The sequence below is a fragment of the Nocardioides marmoriginsengisoli genome (assembly GCF_003725695.1).
GTDB lineage: Bacteria > Actinomycetota > Actinomycetes > Propionibacteriales > Nocardioidaceae > Marmoricola > Marmoricola marmoriginsengisoli.
The window spans coordinates 112,559-132,588 of the sequence record NZ_RJSE01000001.1 but is presented as its reverse complement, the minus strand read 5'-3'; the positions used below and the strand labels follow the sequence as shown (position 1 = coordinate 132,588).

Annotated in this window: 20 protein-coding genes; 7 read left to right on the top strand and 13 right to left on the bottom strand. The window is 72.1% G+C overall.

Going from position 1 to position 20,030, the window contains the following annotated elements; all coding sequences use genetic code 11:
- Window positions 1–20: 20 nt before the first annotated feature.
- Window positions 21–974: an ATP-binding cassette domain-containing protein gene (locus tag EFK50_RS00665; protein ID WP_123225618.1), complete on the top strand. Its 954-nt coding sequence runs from the start codon at window positions 21–23 to the stop codon at window positions 972–974.
- Window positions 971–1,870, top strand: a complete 900-nt coding sequence (locus tag EFK50_RS00660) for an ABC transporter permease (RefSeq protein WP_246003966.1) — start codon at window positions 971–973, stop codon at window positions 1,868–1,870. The genes EFK50_RS00665 and EFK50_RS00660 overlap by 4 nt, the downstream gene beginning before the upstream one ends.
- Here the strand turns inward: EFK50_RS00660 and EFK50_RS21980 are convergent.
- Window positions 1,867–2,517: a DedA family protein gene (locus EFK50_RS21980; protein ID WP_183407630.1), complete on the bottom strand. Its 651-nt coding sequence runs from the start codon at window positions 2,515–2,517 to the stop codon at window positions 1,867–1,869. The genes EFK50_RS00660 and EFK50_RS21980 overlap by 4 nt on opposite strands.
- Before the next feature lie 50 nt (window positions 2,518–2,567).
- Entirely contained in the window at window positions 2,568–3,062 is a 495-nt protein-coding gene (locus EFK50_RS21975) for a GNAT family N-acetyltransferase (RefSeq protein WP_123225617.1), read from the bottom strand.
- Window positions 3,063–3,160: 98 nt separating this feature from the next.
- Between EFK50_RS21975 and serC the strand changes: the two genes are divergently transcribed.
- Both serC and EFK50_RS00640 read left to right on the top strand, forming a co-directional pair.
- Window positions 3,161–4,282 (top strand): phosphoserine transaminase, encoded by a 1,122-nt coding sequence (gene serC, locus EFK50_RS00645; protein ID WP_123225616.1) that lies wholly within the window; start codon window positions 3,161–3,163, stop codon window positions 4,280–4,282.
- A 113-nt stretch (window positions 4,283–4,395) separates the two neighbouring features.
- The gene (locus EFK50_RS00640; protein ID WP_123225615.1) at window positions 4,396–5,028 is read left to right on the top strand and encodes a serine O-acetyltransferase; all 633 of its coding nucleotides are present in this window, start codon (window positions 4,396–4,398) and stop codon (window positions 5,026–5,028) included.
- Window positions 5,029–5,130: 102 nt separating this feature from the next.
- On the opposite strand, the gene EFK50_RS00635 is transcribed toward EFK50_RS00640, so the two are convergent.
- The 6 genes from EFK50_RS00635 to EFK50_RS00610 form a co-directional block, all read right to left on the bottom strand.
- The gene (locus EFK50_RS00635; protein ID WP_148046006.1) at window positions 5,131–5,814 is read right to left on the bottom strand and encodes an LbetaH domain-containing protein; all 684 of its coding nucleotides are present in this window, start codon (window positions 5,812–5,814) and stop codon (window positions 5,131–5,133) included.
- 52 nt (window positions 5,815–5,866) lie between these two features.
- Window positions 5,867–6,805, bottom strand: a complete 939-nt coding sequence (locus tag EFK50_RS00630; RefSeq protein WP_123225613.1) for a hypothetical protein — start codon at window positions 6,803–6,805, stop codon at window positions 5,867–5,869.
- The gene (locus EFK50_RS00625) at window positions 6,802–7,989 is read right to left on the bottom strand and encodes a class I SAM-dependent methyltransferase (protein ID WP_123225612.1); all 1,188 of its coding nucleotides are present in this window, start codon (window positions 7,987–7,989) and stop codon (window positions 6,802–6,804) included. The genes EFK50_RS00630 and EFK50_RS00625 overlap by 4 nt, the downstream gene beginning before the upstream one ends.
- 92 nt (window positions 7,990–8,081) lie before the next feature.
- The gene (locus EFK50_RS00620) at window positions 8,082–9,368 is read right to left on the bottom strand and encodes an MFS transporter (RefSeq protein ID WP_123225611.1); all 1,287 of its coding nucleotides are present in this window, start codon (window positions 9,366–9,368) and stop codon (window positions 8,082–8,084) included.
- 10 nt (window positions 9,369–9,378) lie between these two features.
- Window positions 9,379–9,828 carry a MarR family winged helix-turn-helix transcriptional regulator gene (locus tag EFK50_RS00615; protein WP_246003965.1) on the bottom strand — a complete coding sequence of 150 codons (450 nt, stop codon included), beginning with the start codon at window positions 9,826–9,828 and terminating at the stop codon, window positions 9,379–9,381.
- Window positions 9,829–9,984: 156 nt separating this feature from the next.
- On the bottom strand, window positions 9,985–11,409 hold the full coding sequence (locus EFK50_RS00610; protein ID WP_246003971.1) for an NCS2 family permease: 1,425 nt from the start codon (window positions 11,407–11,409) through the stop codon (window positions 9,985–9,987).
- 61 nt (window positions 11,410–11,470) lie between these two features.
- Here EFK50_RS00610 and EFK50_RS22405 point away from each other — a divergent pair, with 61 nt between their 5' ends.
- On the top strand, window positions 11,471–11,749 hold the full coding sequence (locus EFK50_RS22405) for a DUF2530 domain-containing protein (RefSeq protein ID WP_246003964.1): 279 nt from the start codon (window positions 11,471–11,473) through the stop codon (window positions 11,747–11,749).
- A 39-nt stretch (window positions 11,750–11,788) separates the two neighbouring features.
- Here EFK50_RS22405 and EFK50_RS00600 read toward each other — a convergent pair whose 3' ends face one another.
- Window positions 11,789–12,559: a DUF3027 domain-containing protein gene (locus EFK50_RS00600; RefSeq protein ID WP_221177231.1), complete on the bottom strand. Its 771-nt coding sequence runs from the start codon at window positions 12,557–12,559 to the stop codon at window positions 11,789–11,791.
- A gap of 81 nt (window positions 12,560–12,640) precedes the next feature.
- Here EFK50_RS00600 and EFK50_RS00595 point away from each other — a divergent pair, with 81 nt between their 5' ends.
- Complete coding sequence (locus EFK50_RS00595) at window positions 12,641–14,041, top strand: MFS transporter (protein ID WP_246003963.1); 1,401 nt, start codon at window positions 12,641–12,643, stop codon at window positions 14,039–14,041.
- Here EFK50_RS00595 and EFK50_RS00590 read toward each other — a convergent pair.
- From EFK50_RS00590 to EFK50_RS00575, 4 genes are all read right to left on the bottom strand, one after another.
- Complete coding sequence (locus EFK50_RS00590) at window positions 14,038–14,433, bottom strand: cold-shock protein (protein ID WP_123225606.1); 396 nt, start codon at window positions 14,431–14,433, stop codon at window positions 14,038–14,040. The two genes, EFK50_RS00595 and EFK50_RS00590, sit on opposite strands and share 4 nt — an antisense overlap.
- Window positions 14,434–14,522: 89 nt before the next feature.
- A complete protein-coding gene (larE, locus tag EFK50_RS00585; protein ID WP_221177223.1) occupies window positions 14,523–15,956 on the bottom strand; it encodes an ATP-dependent sacrificial sulfur transferase LarE in 1,434 nt (477 codons plus the stop codon).
- Window positions 15,957–15,992: 36 nt separating this feature from the next.
- Window positions 15,993–16,802, bottom strand: coding sequence for an ABC-2 transporter permease (locus EFK50_RS00580; RefSeq protein ID WP_123225605.1), 810 nt, complete (start codon window positions 16,800–16,802; stop codon window positions 15,993–15,995).
- On the bottom strand, window positions 16,799–17,737 hold the full coding sequence (locus tag EFK50_RS00575; protein ID WP_123225604.1) for an ATP-binding cassette domain-containing protein: 939 nt from the start codon (window positions 17,735–17,737) through the stop codon (window positions 16,799–16,801). The genes EFK50_RS00580 and EFK50_RS00575 overlap by 4 nt, the downstream gene beginning before the upstream one ends.
- Before the next feature lie 69 nt (window positions 17,738–17,806).
- Here EFK50_RS00575 and EFK50_RS00570 point away from each other — a divergent pair, with 69 nt between their 5' ends.
- Entirely contained in the window at window positions 17,807–20,029 is a 2,223-nt protein-coding gene (locus EFK50_RS00570; RefSeq protein WP_123225603.1) for a helicase C-terminal domain-containing protein, read from the top strand.
- The last annotated feature ends 1 nt before the right edge of the window (window position 20,030 follow it).

The following is a 20,030-nucleotide window of genomic DNA, read 5'->3' as shown; positions in this document are numbered from 1 at the left end:
GCCGGAGCCAGGGTGGTGCCATGAGTGAATTCGTGATGCAGACCCAGGACCTGGTGAAGCGGTACGGCAAGGCCGAGACCGGGCGGCTCGCCGTCGACCGCGTCTCGATGTCCGTACGGCGCGGCGAGGTGTACGGCTTCCTCGGCCCCAACGGCGCCGGCAAGACCACGACCCTGCGGATGGCGCTCGGTCTGATCCGGCCGACCTCCGGGAGCGCGACCGTGCTCGGGCTCCCGGCCGGGCGGCCCGAGGTGACCGCCCGGGTCGGCGCCCTGATCGAGGGCCCCGGCTTCTACCCCTACCTCTCCGGCCGCGACAACCTCCGCACGATGGCGCGCTACCGCGGGCTCCCGGACTCGGTCGTGGACGCCGCCCTCGAACGGGTCGACCTCGCCGATCGCGGCGACGACCGGTTCAAGGCCTACTCGCTCGGCATGAAGCAGCGGCTCGGCGTCGCGAGCGCCCTGATGGGCGACCCCGACGTGATCGTGCTCGACGAGCCGACCAACGGCCTCGACCCGGCCGGGATGGCCGACATGCGGGCGCTGATCGTCGACCTCGCCCGCGGCGGCCAGACGGTGCTGCTCTCCAGCCACCTGCTGGCCGAGGTCGAGGAGATCTGCGACCGGGTCGGCGTCATCGCCGGCGGCCGCCTGCTCGTCGAGTCGACCGTCGCCGAGCTCCGCGGTGGCCGACGGCTGCGGGTCACCGGGTCGCCGGTGGACCGGGTGCTGGCGACCGCGATGCGGATCGCCGGCGAGGAGGCGGTGCACCTCGAGGGCCAGTCGGTCCTGCTCGACGTACCGGCGGACCGGACGCCGGAGGTGGTCCGCGCCCTGGTCGCCGACGGCGCCGACCTGCACGAGGTCGTGATCAGCGAACGCACCCTCGAGGAGGTCTTCTTCGAGATGACCGACAGCTCCCCCACCGACCGCCTGCACGCGCAGGCCCCGACCCTGGAGAACGTCCGATGAGCACGACCACCGCACCCCGCGCCGCCACCGCGGCGGCAGACACTCCCGTCGAGATCGCCCGCAGCACCCGGGCCGAGCTGCTCCGGCTACGCAAGTGGCCGGCAGTCTGGGTGACCATCGGGTCCTGGCTGGCGATGAACGCGATGTTCGCCTACCTCTTCAACTACCTCACCTACAGCAGCGGCGAGAGCAACTTCTCCACCGAGGGCCAGAGCCGTGCCGACCTGCTGGCGGACATGCTGCCGGCGGCCCTGCCGACCAGCCTGCCGCAGGGGATGCCGATGTTCGGCGGCGCGATCATGATGGTGCTCGGCGCCATCGTCGCCGGCAACGGCTACGGCTGGGGCTCGTGGAAGACCGTGCTGACCCAGGGACCTTCCCGGACCAGCACCGCGATCGGATCGCTGGCCGCGCTGGGCACCCTGGTGGCGGGCGTGGTGACCGCGACGCTGGTCACCGACTACGCGATGTCGCTCGCGGTCGCCCTTGCCGAGTCGGGCTCGACGGCGCTGCCCGGGCTCGGCGAGATGCTGCACTCCTACGGCATCGCTCTGCTCGTGATGGAGACCTGGGCGATGGCCGGCTACCTGCTCGGCACGCTGGCCCGCGGCCCGGCGGTCTCGGTCGGCCTCGGCCTGGTCTGGGGTCTGGTGATCGAGAACCTGCTCCGCGGCGTCGGCAGCTCGCTCTCCTGGGTGGAGGCCTTCACCCACGTGCTGCCGGGGACCGTCATGGGTTCGCTGGTCGGCCAGCTGGTCGGCGTCGACGGGCCGGACACCACACCGGGCCTGCTCGACACCGTCGGCTCCGGGCAGGCGCTCTGGACGACGATCGGCTACCTGGTGCTGCTGCCGCTGATCGCCCTCTGGCTGGTTCGACGGCGCGACGTCGTCTAGGACGTGGCCGAGGTCCCGGCCGGAGCCGCCCGGTCGGGACCCGAGGCGCCGCGACGGCCGGCGCGACGACGTACGGCCAGCAGCGAGCCGAGGAGCAGCGCGACCACCAGCCCGGCCAGCACGGCCGGCGGGAGATCGCCGACGACACCCGCGAGCGACGAGCCGCCGAGGTAGCCGAGCCCCACCATGGCGCTCCCCCAGACCAGCGCACCGGCGACGTTCCAGAGCAGGAACTGCCGCGCCGGCACCCCGGACGCGCCGGCCAGTGCCGGTGAGGTGGCCCGCAGCACCGCCACCGAACGGCCCGCCATCAGGGCGAACCCGGCCCGCTGCCGGAGCAGGTCCCGGGCCGCGTCGATCCGCGGGCGCTGGCCGGTGAGCCAGCGGTGCTCGAAGATCCGGTCGCCGTACCGCCGCCCGAGGAGGTAGCCGACGGCCGCCCCGAGGATCGCCGCGCCGACGATGCCGGCGAGCGCCGCCAGCACCGGGACGTGACCGAGGCCGGCGAGGACACCGGTCAGCACCGCCGCCTTGCCGCCCGGCACCAGGAAGCCGATCACCAGCGCCGTCTGCACCAGCACCAGCGCGACCGCGATGCCGACGACCAGGTAGGGGTCGAGGCTGTTCACGTCGGGGAGGCCGGGCACCGGGCCAGTGTGCCGGACCGCTGGTAGACCCGGGCCGTCCGTCCGGGCCGTCAGTCCAGGCGCCGTGCCAGGCAGCGGTTCAGCGGCGAGTTCCGGTAGTAGCCGAAGCCCGGGATCGGCTGGTACCCCGAGGACGCGTAGAGCGCCAGCGCCTCCGGCTGCCCGGTCCCGGTCTCCAGGACCATCACCTCCGCACCGGCCGCCCGCGCGGTCGCTTCCAGGTGGGCGAGCACCGCCCGAGCGAGGCCGCGCCCGCGACCGGCCGGGGCGACGTACATCCGCTTGACCTCGGCGGACCGGGAGCTGCCGAGCGCGTCGACGTCGTCGCGCTGCCGCCAGGCACCGGTGGCGATCGGGACGTCCGCGAGGTAGCCGACGAAGAACGCCCCCGAGGGCGGCTCGAAATAACCGGGAAGCAGCGGGGTGTCGTCCCGGCTGCCGTAGCGGGCGACGTACTCGAGCTGGACCTCCTCGACCAGGCGAGCGGCGTCCGGGTCGGTGATCAGGCACTGCTCGATGCGCCAGCCGGCGTCGTGCGCGTCCATCGGGTCCTATCCGTTATGCCTAGGGTGGTCGGTGCTGTCACAATAGAGACCTGCTGACAGCGTCGTCAGGCCTCACCCTTCGACTCCAAGGACCAGAAGTGACCGACGCGATCCAGATCCCCGACAGCCTCAAGCCCGCCGACGGACGTTTCGGCGCCGGCCCCTCGAAGATCCAGACCTCCCACCTGGACGCGCTCGCCGCGACCGGCACCTCGCTGATGGGCACCTCGCACCGGCAGGCTCCGGTGAAGCAGACCGTCGGCCGGGTCCGCGACGGCCTCGCCGCGCTGTTCAGCCTTCCCGACGGCTACGAGGTCGTCCTCGGCAACGGCGGCGCCACCGCGTTCTGGGACATCGCCGCGTTCGGCCTGATCGAGAAGAAGTCGCAGCACCTGACCTTCGGTGAGTTCTCGAGCAAGTTCGCCAGCTCGGTGAAGGCCGCCCCGTGGCTGGACGCCCCGTCGGTGATCGCCACCGACCCGGGCTCGCGCCCGGACGCGGTCGCCGAGGCGGGCGTCGACGTCTACGCGTGGGCGCACAACGAGACCTCGACGGCCGTGATGGCGCCGATCGCCCGGCCCGCCGGAGCGGACCAGGGCTCGCTGGTGCTGATCGACGCCACCTCGGGCGCCGGCGGCCTGCCGGTCGACGTCGCCGAGACCGACGTGTACTACTTCGCGCCCCAGAAGTGCTTCGCCTCGGACGGCGGCATCTGGTTCGGGCTCTTCTCGCCCGCCGCGATCGAGCGCGCCGAGCGGATCCAGGCCTCGGACCGGTACATCCCGCCGTTCTTCGACCTGAAGACCGCGATCGACAACAGCCGGCTCAACCAGACCTACAACACCCCCTCGGTCGCCACCCTGTTCCTGATGGCCGAGCAGCTCGACTGGATGAACAGCCAGGGCGGACTGAAGGGCATGGTCGAGCGGACCACGGCGAGCTCGGACGCCCTCTACGGGTGGGCCGAGAAGACGTCGTACACGACCCCGTACGTCGCGGACCCGGCCAACCGCTCGCTGGTGATCGGCACCATCGACTTCGACCAGTCGATCAACGCCGACGACGTGGCCAAGACGCTGCGCGCCAACGGGATCGTGGACACCGAGCCGTACCGCAAGCTCGGTCGCAACCAGCTCCGGATCGCGATGTACCCGGCGATCGACCCCGCCGACATCGAGGCCCTCACCGCCTCGATCGACTACGTCGTCAACGCACTCTGAGCAACGTCGAGTAGGCCCTAATACCCGTTGAGTGGGCCCGTTCTGTCCGCCCCTGCGACCAGAACGGGCCCACTCGACTGACCAGAAGGGCCTACTCGACTACGGTGTCCGCCATGGCGATCGTGACCTCTTCCGAGGGCCTCAGCTTCCGAGATCTCGTCTTCTCCGACCTCGGCCGGTACCGCCCCGGTGAGCGCGGCTGGTTGCGGGTCATCCTGCGCGGCATCTCCAACCCGGGCCTCTTCGCCTGCGTCGTGCTACGCGCCCAGCAGGTCGGCTTCCGCAAGGGCAAGGTCCGGCGACCGTTCCTGTGGCGCTCGGTCGGGATGTACCTGTTCAGCGCGGACTTCGTCCCCGGGATGGACATCGGCCCCGGCTTCTTCCTGCCGCACCCGAGCGGCACCGTGATCGGCAACGGTCTGCGGATGGGGGCGAACGTCACCTTCGGGGGCGCGGTCACCGCCGGCGTGAAGCAGCCGGACACCCCCGCCGGCGAGGACGACTACCCGGTCGTCGGCGACGGCGCGATCGTGCTCGCGAACGCGGTCCTGGTCGGCCCGGTGACGATCGGCAACTACGCCCAGGTGGGCGCGAACTCGGTGGTGCTCTCCGACGTCGCCGACTTCGCCTGCGTCTTCGGCGTCCCGGCCCGCAAGGTGGCCGAGCGCCGGGGAATCATCCCGGGGTCGATGGAGGTGCTGGCCGAGCCGCCGCCGAAGGCGCCGAAGCCGGCTGCCGGGGGCTGAGTTCCTGCCCGACGTTCAGGCATCTCGACAAGCTCGATGTCCGGGGACTGCTCGATGCCCGGGGGCCTGCTCGTTGTCCGGGGACAGCTCGATGCCCGGGGACTACCAGCCGGCGGCGCAGACCGGGCACGACGGCGTGCCGAGGGCCGGGTCGTGGGCGGCGACGAACGCCGCCACCTCGGGGCCGTGGATCTGGTCCTTGTGCGCGGCGACCTTCCGCTTGTCCCAGTCCCACCAGCAGATCCGGAGCAGGGCCTCGCGGGTCGGCTCGTCGAAGCGGTACTTCACGTGCCGGGCCGGGTTGCCGACGACGACCGAGTACGGCTCGACGTCGCTCGCCACCACGGCCCGTGCTCCGACGACCGCACCGTGCCCGATGGTGACGCCGGACATGATCAGCGCCTCGAACCCGACCCAGACGTCGGAGCCGACCTGCACCGGGCCGCGTTCGATGAGGTTCTCCTCCTGGACCGACCACTGGCCGTCCTCCTCGTGGGCGTGCATGATGCTCACCCAGTCGAGGTGGTGCTGGCCCCCGGTGATCACCACGGCGGTGTAGTGCATGCCCGAGTACGCGCCGAGGTGGACGGCCGACCCCTTGCCCCGGAAGGACTCGAGCAGCTTGACCGTCGGGTACGACGGGGCGTCCCAGGTGATCCGCTGCCGTGGATCGTCCCAGTGCACGATCTCCGCGCCGTCCACCCAGTAGCGCACCCTGGCCTTCAGCTTCGCGTTGAGCCTCGCGCGGAGGCCCTTCGGCGGCTTGGGCTGCATACTCGCGTCCACGGATCGCACCTTAACGGAGCCTGCGACTACCGACAGGTACGCCGATCCCGCCCTAGTGGCGCCGCCGGATCAGCCAGCCGAGGACCCCGGTCAGGATCGCCCCTCCGAGCAGGACTCCGCCGACCACCGGGAGCGCCCAGCGTTCGGTCAGGCTCACCGCGTCGTCGTGCCCCGTGGCCGGGGTGGCGTCCTGGCCGGGCGACGACTCGGGGCGGTCCGCCAGCTTCGCCCGGATCTCCGCCGGCAACCGGACCTGGAGCACCCGGCTGTGCACGCCCTCCGAGCTCACCCGGATCCGGCCGGAACTCCCGACCGAGATCCCCTCGCCCTGCTCCTGGTTCGGCAGGCCGAACATCCCGAGCGGCTCGAACGACGGGAACCTCGCGACCATCGCGCTGCCGTAGCCGCGCACGATCACGTGCTTCCCGTCGGGGAACAGGGCCGCGTCGGTAGCCCAGAGCGACACGTCCGGGCCGGCCCGGAGCCGGTTCGGCCGGTCCGGGTCGAGCTTCTTCGGCGCCACGTAGACCTGGCCGCCGATGATGCCCTTGGTCACGATCCGGAGCCGGCCGTCGGGGCCGTACAGCAGCGACTCGGCGTCGTGCGGACCGTCCGGATAGACCAGGTCGTACGACGGCGCCGCGACCGTGCGGTCGCCGCGCCCGACCGGCACCCGGTAGACCTGCACCCGCGACCGGGCCTCCCGGTTGTCGCCGATGTCGCCGACCCAGACCTCGTCCGGACCGGCCGGCGCCAACGCCTCGACGTCGACGACCTCGTCGGTGTACGTGGTCCGCCCGACCGTCCGCCCGGCCTTGTCGACCACGTAGACCAGCGGACCGCCGCCGGAGTCGTTGGTGGTGACCATCAGCGCGCCGAGGTCGACCAGGCCGCTGGACTCGGAGATCTCCGGGTCGTCGAACGCGAAGACCGGTGTTCCCGCGACGGCAGCCACCAGGACGGCGCCGAGCAGGCCGCCGGCAACGGTCATCCGAGCAGCTCCGCCAGCCGGGGCCGGACCTGCCAGGCGCTGGTCAGCGCGACGTACTCGTCGTCAGGGGCGCTCGACCCGGTCGCCACGGCCCGGATCAGGGTGTTGCGCGGCGTGTGCTCGCTGTCGACGAACTCGACCACGTCGGTCCGGTAGCCGCGCGTCCGCAGGAGGGCGGCGCGCAGGGCGTCGGTGAGCGTGTCCGCCAGCCGCTCGCGCAGGATCCCGTCCCGGGTCAGCAACGTGTACGGCGCCGGGGCCGGCCGTTCCCGCAGCTGCCGGGAGATGTCCTTGTGACAGCACGGCGCGGCCAGGATGAGCGTCGCCTCCCAGCCGATCCCGCGGGCCAGCGCGTCATCGGTGGCGGTGTCGCAGGCGTGCAGCGCCAGCACCACGTCCGGCGCGGTCTCCAGCACGACGTCGTCGATCCCGGCCACCACGAAGGTGACCTGGTCGGCGACGCCGAGCCGTTCGGCGACCCCGGTGTTGTGCGCCCGGGACTGCTCCTTGACGTCCACGCCGACCAGGCGCACCGGCAGGCCGCGCACCCGCGTCAGCCAGGCGTGCGCCGCGAACGTGAGGTAGGCGTTGCCGCACCCGAGGTCGACGACCTGCAGCGGGGACTCGGCGGTGGGCCGGAGCCGGACCGCCGCCAGGGCGTCGTCGATGCTCGCCCCGAGCTCGCGGAGGAACTCCTCCACCTGGCGGTACTTGGCCCGCCGCGACGGCTTGACCCGGCCGTCCGCGTCACTGATCCCGAGCGCGACCAGGACCGGGTCGTCCTCGGGGAGCATCCGGGCCTTGCTGCGGTCGTGGCTGCGCTCCGGGACCGACCCGGGTCCGGCGGTGGTCCCGACCGCAGCCTCACCGCCCTTGGTCACCCGCAGCTGGAGCGTCTCGGCGGCCGTCTCGACGTGCCAGTTGCCGAACGGCTCGGCCAGCAGCTCGTCCACCGCACGCGGAGCGTCCTCCGGCCCGTGGTTGGCGACGTGGGCCTGGGTGTCGTCGTACCGGGTGATCTGGAGGCGGCGTCCGGCCTTCAGGTCGACGTAGCGCAGCTCGACCCGGGTCCAGGACGGCCGCTGGCCCTTGCGGCGACCGCCGGCCAGCGCCCGGATCAGCGAGTCCGGGTCGAGCAGCCGGTCCCGGACCCGGTCCAGCGCGGGGGCGAGGGGCTCGATCACCTGACGAGCTTCGAGACCACGACGATGACGATCAGCCCCACCAGGGCGCCCGTGATCACCAGGCGTCGGTACCGGGGATTCATGCGGCGAGTCTAGGCGAGCGCCGCCTCGACCTCGGCCTCGGAGGCGACCGAGCGGCGCCGGCGCAACGGGTTCGAGCTGCCGCCGAAGACCACCGCCGCGATCAGCACCCCGAGGATCGACATCGCGCCCCCGCCGATCAGCGTCCAGCGGGCACCGAACTCGGCGCCGACCCAGCCGACGATCGGCGCGCCGATCGGGGTCCCGCCCATCACCACCATCATGTACAGCGCCATCACCCGGCCGCGCATCGCCGGGGCGACGCTGAGCTGCACGCTGGTGTTGGCAGAGTTGAGCATCGTCAGCAGGAAGAAGCCGAGCAGCGGCGTGGCCACCGCGAAGGCGAGGTACGACGGCATCAGGCCGAGTCCGACCTCGACGGCACCGAACCCGAGGCCGGCGAAGATCACCCAGTGGGGGCGCGGCTTGCCGACCCGTCGCGCGCCGAGCAGGGCCGCCGTCAGCGAGCCGAGCGCGAGCGTCGAGCCGAGGACGCCGTACTCGCCCGGCCCCTTGTCGAAGACCTGGGTCGCCATCAGCGCCGAGGTCATCTGGAAGTTCATCCCGAAGGTGCCGGCGAAGAACGCGGCCACCATGATCATGCTGAGGTCGGGCCGGTTGCGGACGTACCGGACCCCGTCGCGAATCATCCCCTTGCCGCGGGGCGCCCGGTCGACGGGAGTGAGCTCGCTGGTCCGCATCGACCGCAGCGCGCCGATCACCGCCAGGTAGCTGAGGCCGTTGAACAGGATCACCGCGCCGCTCGCGGCCACCCCGGCGCCGAGCGCCGCGATCAGCAGGCCGGAGAGCGCCGGGCCGATCAGCCGGGCCAGGTTGAAGGAGGCCGAGTTCAGGCCGACCGCGTTGGAGAGGTCGTCCGCGCCGACCATCTCGCTGACGAAGGACTGCCGGGCCGGTGCGTCGAAGGCGGCACCGGAGCCGAACAGGAACGCGAGCACGAAGACCATCCACGGCTCGACCACGCCGGTCAGGGCCAGCACGCCGAGCACCAGGGCGGTCGCCCCCATCCAGGCCTGGGTCAGCTGGAGCAGCAGCCGCTTCGGCATCCGGTCCGCGACCAGGCCGGCGTACGGCGAGAGCAGCAGGATCGGGAGGAACTGCAGCGCGGTGGTGATGCCGAGCGCCGTACTGGCCTCGGCGGCACTGCCGTGGTGCAGGGTCAGGACGAGCCAGTCCTGCGCGACCCGCTGCATCCAGGTGCCGGTGTTCGACACGACGCCGCCGAGGGCGTACAGGCGGTAGTTGCGGATGCGGAGGGCGCGGAAGGTGGGGCTCAAGTCAGGTCGCTCAAATCGTTGCCAGTCTTTCGATCAGGGGCGCCGCCTGGCGGACCAGGGCGCGCTCCTCGGGGGTCAGGTGGGCCAGCTGGCGCACCAGGAAGGCGTCGCGCTGCCGGCGGTCGGCGTACAGGGTCTGCCGGCCCTTCTCGGTCAGGTCGATCAGGACGACCCGGCCGTCGGAGTCCGACGCACGCCGTACGACGTAGCCCTCGTCGGCCAGCCAGGTCACCGTGCGGGTCATCGACGGCGGCTGCACCCGTTCGTGGGCCGCGAGCTGCCCGATGGTGCTCTCGCCGCAGCGGATCAGGACACCGAGGACGCTCATCGCGCCGACGCTCAGCGGGTTCTGCGGGTCGCGCTCGTTGCGCAGCCGCCGGGCCAGCCTCGCCACGCTGAGCCGGAGCTCGCTGGCCAGGCCGGCATCCGTGCGGGCCACAGTCTCGACGGTCGGAGTCATATCGTTAGCATAACTCATTACCTAGGCTAAGCATTCCCGTTGAACCGGCCCGAATATCCGACGAACGGGCCGCTCCTGCAGACGAGTGGGCCCTCCCCGTTCGACGTACGAACAGAAAGGGCCCACTCGATGGACCACTAGGGCCCGTTCAACGAACTAGGTGAGCCAGCGGGTGAGGGGGTCGATCGCGAAGTAGACGACGAAGAGCACCGAGATCACCCAGAGCAGCGGGTGCACCAGGCTCGCCTTGCCGCGGACCACCTTGATCAGCACGTACGCCAGGAAGCCGGCGCCGATACCGGCCGAGATCGAGTACGTGAACGGCATCAGCACGATCGTCAGGAACGCCGGGATCGCGACGTCGACGTCGTCCCAGTCGATGCCCTTGACCTGCTGCATCATCAGGAAGCCGACGAGCACCAACGCGGGAACGGCCGCCTCGCTGGGGATCACGTCGACCAGCGGCGCGAACGGGATCGCCACCAGGAAGAGCAGTCCGGTGACGACGGATGCCAGACCGGTCCGAGCGCCTTCGCCCACGCCCGAGGCCGACTCGATGTACGACGTGTTGGACGAGACACCGGCAGCACCACCGGCGGCCGCGGCGATCGAGTCCACGATCAGGATCCGCTGGGTGTTGGGCGGCATGCCCTCCTCGTCGAGCAGGTCCGCCTCCGCACCGATCGCGGTCATCGTGCCCATGGTGTCGAAGAAGTCCGCCAGCAGCAGCGTGAAGACCAGCAGGATCGCCGTGACCGCGCTGACCTCCTGGAACGACCCGAACAGGCTGAACTCGCCCAGCGTGCCGAAGTCCGGCTTCTCGATGATCTTGTCGGGCCACGCGGGCACGTTGAGCATCCAGCCCTTCGGGTTGCCCTGCGCACTGCCGAACTCGCCGATCTTCTCCACCACGATCGCGAGGACCGTGGTCGCGACGATCGTGATCAGGATCGCGCCCTTGACCTTCTTCACCCAGAGGCCGATCACCACGATCAGGCCGATCACGAAGACGAGGACGGGCCATCCGGCGAGGTTGCCGTCCTGGCCCAGCTGCAGCGGCGTCCCGACCGCCTTGCGCACGAAGCCGGCGTCGACGAATCCGATCAGGGTGATGAAGAGGCCGATCCCGACCGAGATCGCGACCTTCAGCTCCGACGGCACCGCCTGGAAGACCGCTTGGCGGAACCCGGTCAGCACGAGCACCAGGATGATCAGGCCCTCGAGGACGACGAGGCCCATCGCGTCCGCCCAGGTCATCTGGCTCGCGACCGAGAACGCCACGAAGGCGTTGAGACCCAGGCCGGTCGCCAGCGCCAGCGGATAGTTGGCGACCACGCCCATCAGGATGGTCAGCACGCCCGCCACCAGGGCGGTGCCCGCGGCGATCATGGTGAAGTTGTCCTTCGTGCCGCCCAGGAAACCGCCCTCGCCGTCCTGCACCTGGCTGAGGATGATCGGGTTCAGCACGATGATGTAGCTCATCGTGAAGAACGTGACGATGCCGCCGCGGATTTCCCGACCTACGGTCGAACCGCGCTCTGTGATCTTGAAGAAGGTGTCCACGGGACCGCATCGTGGCAGAGACCGGGCCCGCTGCCTACTCCCCCGAGCCAGGAGATCTCGGAACCGTTACATTGAAGGGGTGTCAGAAGAGCAGCCCGTCGTCCACGAAATCGGCAACCGGACGTACATCGTCGCCGACGTCGACCCGCTCGACGTCGACGGTGTCCGCACCCTCGCCGTCGGCACGCTGCTCTGGGGGATCGCCTTCCTGATGCTGTTGCCGTTCTCCGGAAGCCTCAAGGAGGACGGTCACCTGTGGTGGTTGTGGACGTGCGTCGCCGGCTTCGGGCTGGGGCTCGTCGGCTGGGACTTCTGCAGGCGCCGCCGGGCCGCGCGGTCTGCTGCGGTCGACGACTGAGACTGCACGTACGTCACGGCGTCTCGACGTCCGGGGGAATCAGAAGTTCTCGAGGTCCCCGCGACTGATCGTGTCGAACGCCGGATCCGGCAGCGGCGGCGGGAGCTGCTTCTTGCGCAGCTGCGCCTCCGAGTGGGCGCCGCAGCCGTGCCGCATCGCCACCACCCGGCCGTCGTCGTTCGCGAACTCGTTCGCGCACACCCCGAACCCGACCGACAGCGGTCCGGCGAGGCTGATCAGGAAGCCGCAGGAGCCGCAGAGCGCCGGAGCGGACTGGGCGAGCGGTACGTCGGGGCCGTTCTCGCCGTCGTACCAGCGCTGGGCCGCGAGGTCGCGGCCCTCGACCGAGAGCACCCGGACCCGGCCGAGGCCCAGCTCGTCGGCGACGGCCTTGGCCTGCTGACGGTTCGCCTCGACGAAGTCCGGGTCGTCACCCGGGTCACCGGTCAGGTACGTCGGCACCAGGCGCGGGTCGTCCTCGTCCACCGGGAGCAGGTCGCCGGGACCGAGGTCGCCGGGCTTGATCCGCTCGCGCCACGGGATCCACGGCGGCGCGATGATCGAGTCCTGCCCGGGGAGCAGCACCACCTCGTCGATGGTGACCGCGTCCTGGCCGGGCGCGTGCGCGACCGTGACCGCCCAGCGCCAGCCCGGGTAGCCGGCCTGCACCGACGCGAAGTAGTGGGTGACGACGCCCTCGTCCTCGGCCACGGCCTCGACGTGCTCGCCGACGACGGCATCGCCGACCTGCTCGAGCAGGGCGGCGCGGGCAGCCTCGACGGCGCCCACGGCAAGGTCCTCGGTCATCATCACCCAGGGATTCTCCCCCATCCGGGCACGTCGTGTCTCCCCGGCCCCGCGTTCCCACCCCGGACTTGGCAGGATGGGCGCATGCAACCCGAGGACGACGTCACCCGCGAGCTCCCGGACGACCTGTCCGTGCCCGCCGGTGCCGACGTCCGCCGCGGGGACAAGGTCGCCGACGCGACCGGGCGCGGTGTCGCCGCGGGTGCGCGCGGCGTGATCGCCGCCGGCCGGGTCACCGGGCGCGGGATGACCACCGCGTTCCGGGCCGCCCGCCGGGCCGCCCGGGCCGAGGGCGCCGGCGACTCGGGGCTGTCCCGCTTGATCGAGTTGCACGCGTTCAACGCCGCCGGCGACGCCGCCGTGGCGATCTCGCTGGCCGGCACGATCTTCTTCGCCGACCCGGGCGGCGCCCGGGGCCCGGTGCTGCTGTTCCTCGGCCTGACGATGCTGCCGTTCGCGGTGGTGGCGCCGCTGCTCGGGCCGTTCCTGGACCGGTTCAGCCACGGCCGCCGCTGGGCGATCGGGTTCACGATGGCCTTCCGGGCCTTCATGTGCTGGATGATGGCGGACGCCGTCGCCAGCAACTCGGTCGCGCTGTACCCGACCGCCCTGGGCTGCCTGATCGCGTCCAAGGCGTACGGCGTCGCCCGCGCGGCCACGGTGCCCCGGCTGCTGCCGAGCGACCAGACCCTGGTGAAGGCGAACAGCCGGATCTCGCTGGCCGGTGTCATCGGCGGTGCCCTGTCCGCCCCGCTGGCCGCCCTCGCCGCGACGGCCGGCGGGCAGTGGTCGCTGCGCTACGCGTTCGTGGTCTTCGCCGGCGCGACGATCCTGGCGATCCTGCTGCCGGCCCAGGCCGACGCGACCGCCGGCGAGCAGCCGGTGGGACGGCGTGAGCGGTTCCACCTGCCGAACACGATCGTCTTCGCGCTCCGGTGCAACGTCGGGCTGCGGTTGCTCTCCGGCTTCCTGACCATGTTCATGGCGTTCGTGCTGACCCAGAACCCGTTCGAGAACTGGAACCACGACACCACCTGGTTGCTGGGCCTGGTGATCGGCGCGGCGGGCCTCGGCAACACCATCGGCATCGGGTTGACGTCGGTGCTGCGCAAGATCAACCCGGCCGTGGTGGTGGTCGTCGGCCTGATCGCCGACGCGATCGCCGCGGTCTGCGCCGCGCTGTTCTACGGCCTGGTGGCGTGCGTGGCGCTGGGACTGACCATCGGCATCGCCCAGGCGATGGGCAAGCTCGCCCTGGACGCGACCATCCAGCGCGACGTCCCCGAGACGCACCGCACCTCGGCGTTCGCGCGCTCGGAGACGGTGCTGCAGCTGTCCTGGGTGATCGGCGGCTTCCTGGGCGTGGCGCTGCCGAGCGGGCACCCGGTCGTCGGGCTGATGCTGCTGGCGGCGCTGATCATTGGCTGGACGGTCTTCGTCCTGATCGGCCGCCGCAGGGACCTGCCCGCTCCTGCCGGAGCCTAGAGGTCGAGCTGGTCCGCCAGCCCGCGCAGCAGCTTCGCCGTCGGCTTGGCCGTCTTGCCGTCGGGGTGCCGGCCGTGCCGGTACCCCTCCTCGACGTTCTCGAGCAGCCGGATCAGGTCCTCGACGATGCCGACCATGTCCTCGGGGTTCTTGCGCTGGGCGTGCCGCTGGGCAGCCGCCACCGACGGCGGGGCGTCGAGCACCCGCACCTGGTGGGCCTGCTCGCCCTTGCGGCCGGAGAGAACGCCGAACTCGACGCGGGTTCCCGCCTTGAGCGTGTCGACTCCTTCGGGCAGGGACGACGACCGGACGTAGACGTCGTCACCGTCCTCGCGCGACAGGAAGCCGAAACCCTTCTCGGCGTCGTACCACTTGACCTTCCCGGTGGGCACCAGTTCAGCCTTTCTCTCCAACACGATTGCGAAGGCACAGCGTACGGGGCCAGCGCCGGATCAGGCGAACGGGTTGAACCCGGCACCCCTCAGCGGTAGCGCTCCGGATCCTCGAGCAGCTCGTTCATCGACCCGGAGCGGAACCCGAGCGGATCGACCTCGACCGCGGCGAATCCGGCGTCCCGGACCGCGACCAGCACGTTCTCGGGGACCGAGCCGGCGAGCACCCGGTCCACCTCCAGCCGCGCGTTCTCGCCGAGGTCGCGGACCCGGAGATCGAGGACCTGGAGGCCGGCAGCAGCGAACGCCGCCCGGGCCGCCGCCTCGGCCCGCTCCACCCGGGCCAGCCGGGCCGGGGTGATCTCGATGCCGTACGCGATCCGTGAGCTCAGGCAGGCCGCCGCCGGCTTGTCCCAGGTCACCAGGCCCCACCGGCGCGAGGCGGTCCGGATCTGCGCCTTGGTCAGCCCGGCGTCGAGCAGCGGTGTCACCGCGCCGCGCTCGGCGGCCGCCGCAATCCCGGGCCGGAACCCTGCCCGGGCGTCGTCGGCGTTGGTGCCGGTGAGGACGGCCGCCAGCCCGGCTCCGGCCGCGAGCGGCGCCAGGACGTCGAGCAGCTCGGACTTGCAGAACGCGCACCGGTCGCCGGCGTTGGCGACGTAGCCGTGCCGGGCCAGCTCGTCGGTCGCGGGGGTGAGCACCCGGACCCCGAGCCCGGCCGCGAAGTCGAGTGCGGGCTGCCGTTCCGCGAGCGGAAGCGCGTCCGAGTACGCCGTCGCCGCGACCACCCGGTCCGGCCCGAGCGCGCGGACGGCGGCGGCGAGCAGGAAGGCCGAGTCCGCCCCGCCGCTGAACGCGACCAGGACCGAGCCGAGCCGGCCGAGGTGCTCCTTCAGTGCCGCCAGCCGTTGGTCGAGGAGGTGCTCGCCGAACCAGGCGGGGAACTCGGTGAGGTCGTTGAGAACGACGTCGGTCCCGGCCGCCTCCAGCTCCTCGCGGGAGCACCCGCCGGTCAGCACCGAGACGCTGAGCACTCCCGCGGCCCGGGCTCCCTCGACGTCGTGGACGTGGTCGCCGACGTACACGCTGGCACCGTGCTCGACGAGCGCCGTCCCCTTCGCCGCACCCCAGACCCAGCCCTCGACCGCGTCCACGTCGAGCCCCAGGTGGTCGACGTGCAGCTGCGCGTTCGGTGCGTACTTGCCGGTGACCAGCACGATCCTGCCGTGCTCGGAGCGGACCGCGGCGAGTGCCTCGGCGACGCCGGGGAGCGCCGGAGTGGGCGGCACGGCGTGGGTCGGGTACAGCGCCCGGAAACGGTCCCCGGCGGCATCGATCGCGTCGGCGTGCAGGTACGGCGCCATCATCTGCTCCAGCGGCGGGCCCAGCTTGCTGCTCATCTCGGCCGCCGGGAAGTCGACCCCCAGCTCGGCACCGAGCGCCTCCAGGGTGGCGATGAAGCCGGGCACGGTGTCGATCAGGGTCATGTCGAGGTCGAACCCGACGACCAGCTCAGCACCCATGCGGCCAGCGTACGTGGCCGGTCGGACACGACGGCGTCAGGCGTCGCGCTCGCGGAACAGCACGTACGACGCCGCCATCAGGACCGCGGCCAGGCCGCCGAAGACCACGAACCCGCCCACCGGGGACAGCGGGTCGCCGAAGGTGCTGCTCGAGTTCTCCAGCACGTTGACGATCTTGCCGCCGGCCTGGAACGGCAGGAACCGGAGCAGGTCGGTGTGGTCCTTCAGGCCGGGGATGAACGAGAAGAACACGAAGACCAGGCTCTCGATCAGCAACGGCCAGAGGAACAGCGAGACCAGCGCGAACGCCTGCGAGCGGGTGATCGAGGTGAAGGCCATCCCGAGCCAGGTCAGCAGCACGCCGTACACGACCTGCCGGCCGATCACCCCGAACGTCTCGGCGGTCAGCACGTCTGCATACGCGTGCAGCACCAGCTGGCCCAGCAGCCCGGCGAGCAGCAGGGTCGTGAGCGCGACCACCGCGACCCAGGCGCCGACGACGAGGTACTTGGCCAGCCACAGGTCGCGTCGCGAGTTCAGGGCGGTGAGGGAGGCCCGGATCATCCCGTGCCGGTACTCGTGCCCCCAGGAGAAGATGCCGAGGATCGCCAGCACGAAGCAGATCACGCTGGGGATCTGGCCGGTCGCGGCGAGCTGGGTGACCAGGATCCCGCCGAGGCCGTCGAGGTCGCCCGAGGAGACCCCGGTCGTGCTGAACTCGTGGTGGATCCCCCACGAGAACAGGCCCGAGATGCCGACCCCGAGGACCATCGCCAGACCGGTCAGCCACCAGGTCGAGCGGAGCGTGCGGATCCGGGTCCACTCGTAGGCGAGCGCGTCCCTCATCCGGCACCTCCCTCGGTCACCGGCGGAAGTCCCTGCGCCTGGAACTCCTCCGCCCCGGCGGTGCGTTCCAGGAACGCCTCCTCGAGCGTCGCCACCTTCGCGGTCAGCTCGTGCAGCCGGATCCGGTTCTCGAAGGCGAGGTCGCCCAGCGTCTCGACGGCGAGCCCGGTGATCGAGAGCGCGCCCGAGTCCTCCCGGGCCACGGCGCCACCGTGCTCCTGGGCGAGCCGGGCCAGCGCCTCGACGTCGGGGGTCCGCACGATCACGGCGTTCTGCTGGGAGCTGCGGACGAACTCCGCGATCGGGCCGGAGGCGATCATCGCGCCCTTGCCGATCACGACCAGGTGATCGGCCATCAGCGCCATCTCCGAGAGCAGGTGGCTGGAGACGAAGACGCTGCGGCCCTCGGCGGCCAGGGACTTCAGGAACAGCCGCATCCACTGGATGCCCTGCGGGTCCAGCCCGTTGGCGGGCTCGTCGAGGATCAGCGTGTGCGGGTCTCCGAGCAGGGCGCCGGCCAGGCCGAGCCGCTGACCCATCCCGAGCGAGAAGCCCTTCGGCTTGGCGCGGGCGACCTCGACCAGGCCGACCATCGCGAGCACCTCGTCGACCCGCTTGCTGCCGAGGCCGTTCGCGGCCGCGAGCATCCGCAGGTGGTTCCGCGCGGTCCGGGTCGGGTGGAAGGGCTTGGCCTCCAGCAGCGCCCCGACGTGCCGCATCGGCTGGTCGAGGTCGGTGAAGGCCTTCCCGTCGAAACGGGTGCTGCCGGCTCCCCGGTCCAGGCCGAGCATCAGCCGCATCGTGGTGGACTTGCCGGCGCCGTTGGGACCGAGGAAGCCGGTCACGCTGCCGGGCTCGACGTCGAAGGAGAGGTCGACGACGGCGGGCTTGCCCGCATAGGACTTGCTCAGACCGCGAGCCGAGATCGTTGCCATGCGCCGATCCTGCCACCTAGCTGGTTCCGGACCCGGCCAGCGATTCGGCCGGCCGGTAGAATTGGTCGGATGTCCACCTCCGCAGCGCCGCGCACGCTCGCCGACCAGCTCCGCGCCTGGTCCGACGAGCAGCTGGCCGCGCTGCTGGAGGCTCGCCCGGACCTCGCCGTCCCGGCTCCGGTGGACTCCGCGCAGCTCGCGTCGCGCTCGGTCGTCAGGGTCTCGGTGGTCCGCGCACTCGACCTGCTCGACCGGCTCGAGCTGGAGACTCTGACCGCCCTGGTCCAGGTCGCCCCGGTCGCGACCGACGACCTGGCGCGCCTCCTCAACGCCGACCCCGAGAACGTGGCCAAGGCCCTGGACCGGCTGGCGGCGCTGGCCCTGATCTGGGGTTCCTCGTCGGCCTGGCGGCCGATCACGATCCTGGCCGAGCTGATCGGACTCCCCGGCGGACCGCCGCCCGAGGAGGTCGCCACCGCGCTGGCCGGGATCGACGACCGGGCCCGCGCGATCCTCGACCACCTGGACGAGACCGATGCCGCCGGCACCGTCGCCGACGCCCGGCGGTCGATCAAGGTCGCCGACGCGACGACGCCGACCGAGCACCTCCTCGCCCGCCGGTTGCTGATGGCCCGCGACGACCGGCACGTGGTGGTGCCGTGGACGGTCCGGCTGGCGCTGCGCGACGGCGTCTCGACCCGGGACCGGATCGACGTACCGCCGGAGCTGGCGGACGGGGCACGGGACGCCGGCCTGGTCGATCGCGCGGCGGCCGGGGCGGCGTACGAGCTGGTCCGGCGTGCCGAGATGATCCTCGACGCGTGGAGCAGCCACCCGCCAGCGGGGCTGCGCTCGGGCGGGCTCGGGGTGCGCGACCTGCGTGCGGCCGCCGACCTGATCCACGCGGACCTGCCGACCGCCGCACTGATCGTGGAGACGCTGTCGGCAGCCCGGCTGATCGCCCTCGGGATGGACGACGACCTCGACTCCGCCTGGCTGCCGACCGACGCGTACGACGCCTGGATCGCCGGCCCGGCGGCCGACCGCTGGCTGGGCCTGGCACAGGCCTGGCTGGACAACCCCCGGCTGGTCTCCCTGGTCGGCGGCCGCGACGGGGACCGCCCGGTCAACGCGCTGTCCGGAGGGCTGGAACGGGCCTGGCTGCCGGGCGACCGCCGCAGCATCCTGCGCGCCCTGCTGGACCTCGCCCCCGGACGGGCGCTCGCCGCCGGCACCGGGGCCGCGTCCCTGGTGGCGCGCCTGGGGCACCAGCACCCGCGACGGACCCGTACCCGGCTCGAGCTGACCGGCACCGTGCTGGACGAGGCGTCCGCCATCGGCATCGTCGGGCTCAACGGCGTCAGCGGCTTCGGCCGGGCCCTCGTCGAGGGCGCCGATCCGATCCCGCTGCTGAGCGACCTGCTCCCGACGCCGATCGACCACGTGCTCATCCAGGCCGACCTCACCGCGGTGGCCCCCGGTCCGCTCGAGCAGGAGTTCGGCCGCCGGCTGGCACTGCTCGCCAACGTCGAGTCCCGCGGCGGCGCGACCGTCTACCGCTTCAGCGTCGACTCGGTACGCCGCGGTTTCGACTCCGGCTGGTCCGCGATCGAGGTCAAGGACTTCCTCCGAGCGTCGTCGCGGACCCCGGTCCCGCAGGCGCTCGACGTCCTCGTCGACGACGTCGCCCGCCGGTTCGGCACGGTGCGGGTCGGCGTGGCCGAGTCGTTCCTGCGCAGTGACGACGAGACCGCCCTGACCGAGCTGATGCACCACAGCGCCGCAGCCTCGCTACGGCTGCGCCGGATCGCGCCGACGGTGGTGATCTCCGACGTCCCGCTGCAGGTGCTCCTCCCCCGGCTGCGCGAGCTCGGCACCGCTCCGGTGGTCGAGGCCGCCGACGGCACCGTCCGGGTGGCCCGGCCGGACGAGCGCCGCTCCCGGACCCCGAAGGCGACCCGCGCCGGAGTCGGCGAGGCCCGGCTCGCGGCCCGGACGTCCGCGGTGGTCGCCGCCGTCCGCGCCGGCGACCGGGCCGCCGCCGAGCGCCCGTCCCGCGGTCCCGCCCGGACCCCGGCCGACGTGATGACCGTGCTCCGCGAGGCGGTCGAGGCCAGGACCGAGGTCTGGATCGGCTACCTCGACAACCACGGCACCGCGACCGAGCGGGTCGTCCGGCCGCTGGAGGTCGGCGGCGGCCAGGTGTCGGCGTACGACGAGCGCAGCGACGAGGTCCGCACCTTCGCCGTGCACCGGATCACCGAGGTCCGCCGGCCCGCGGACGCGAACTAGG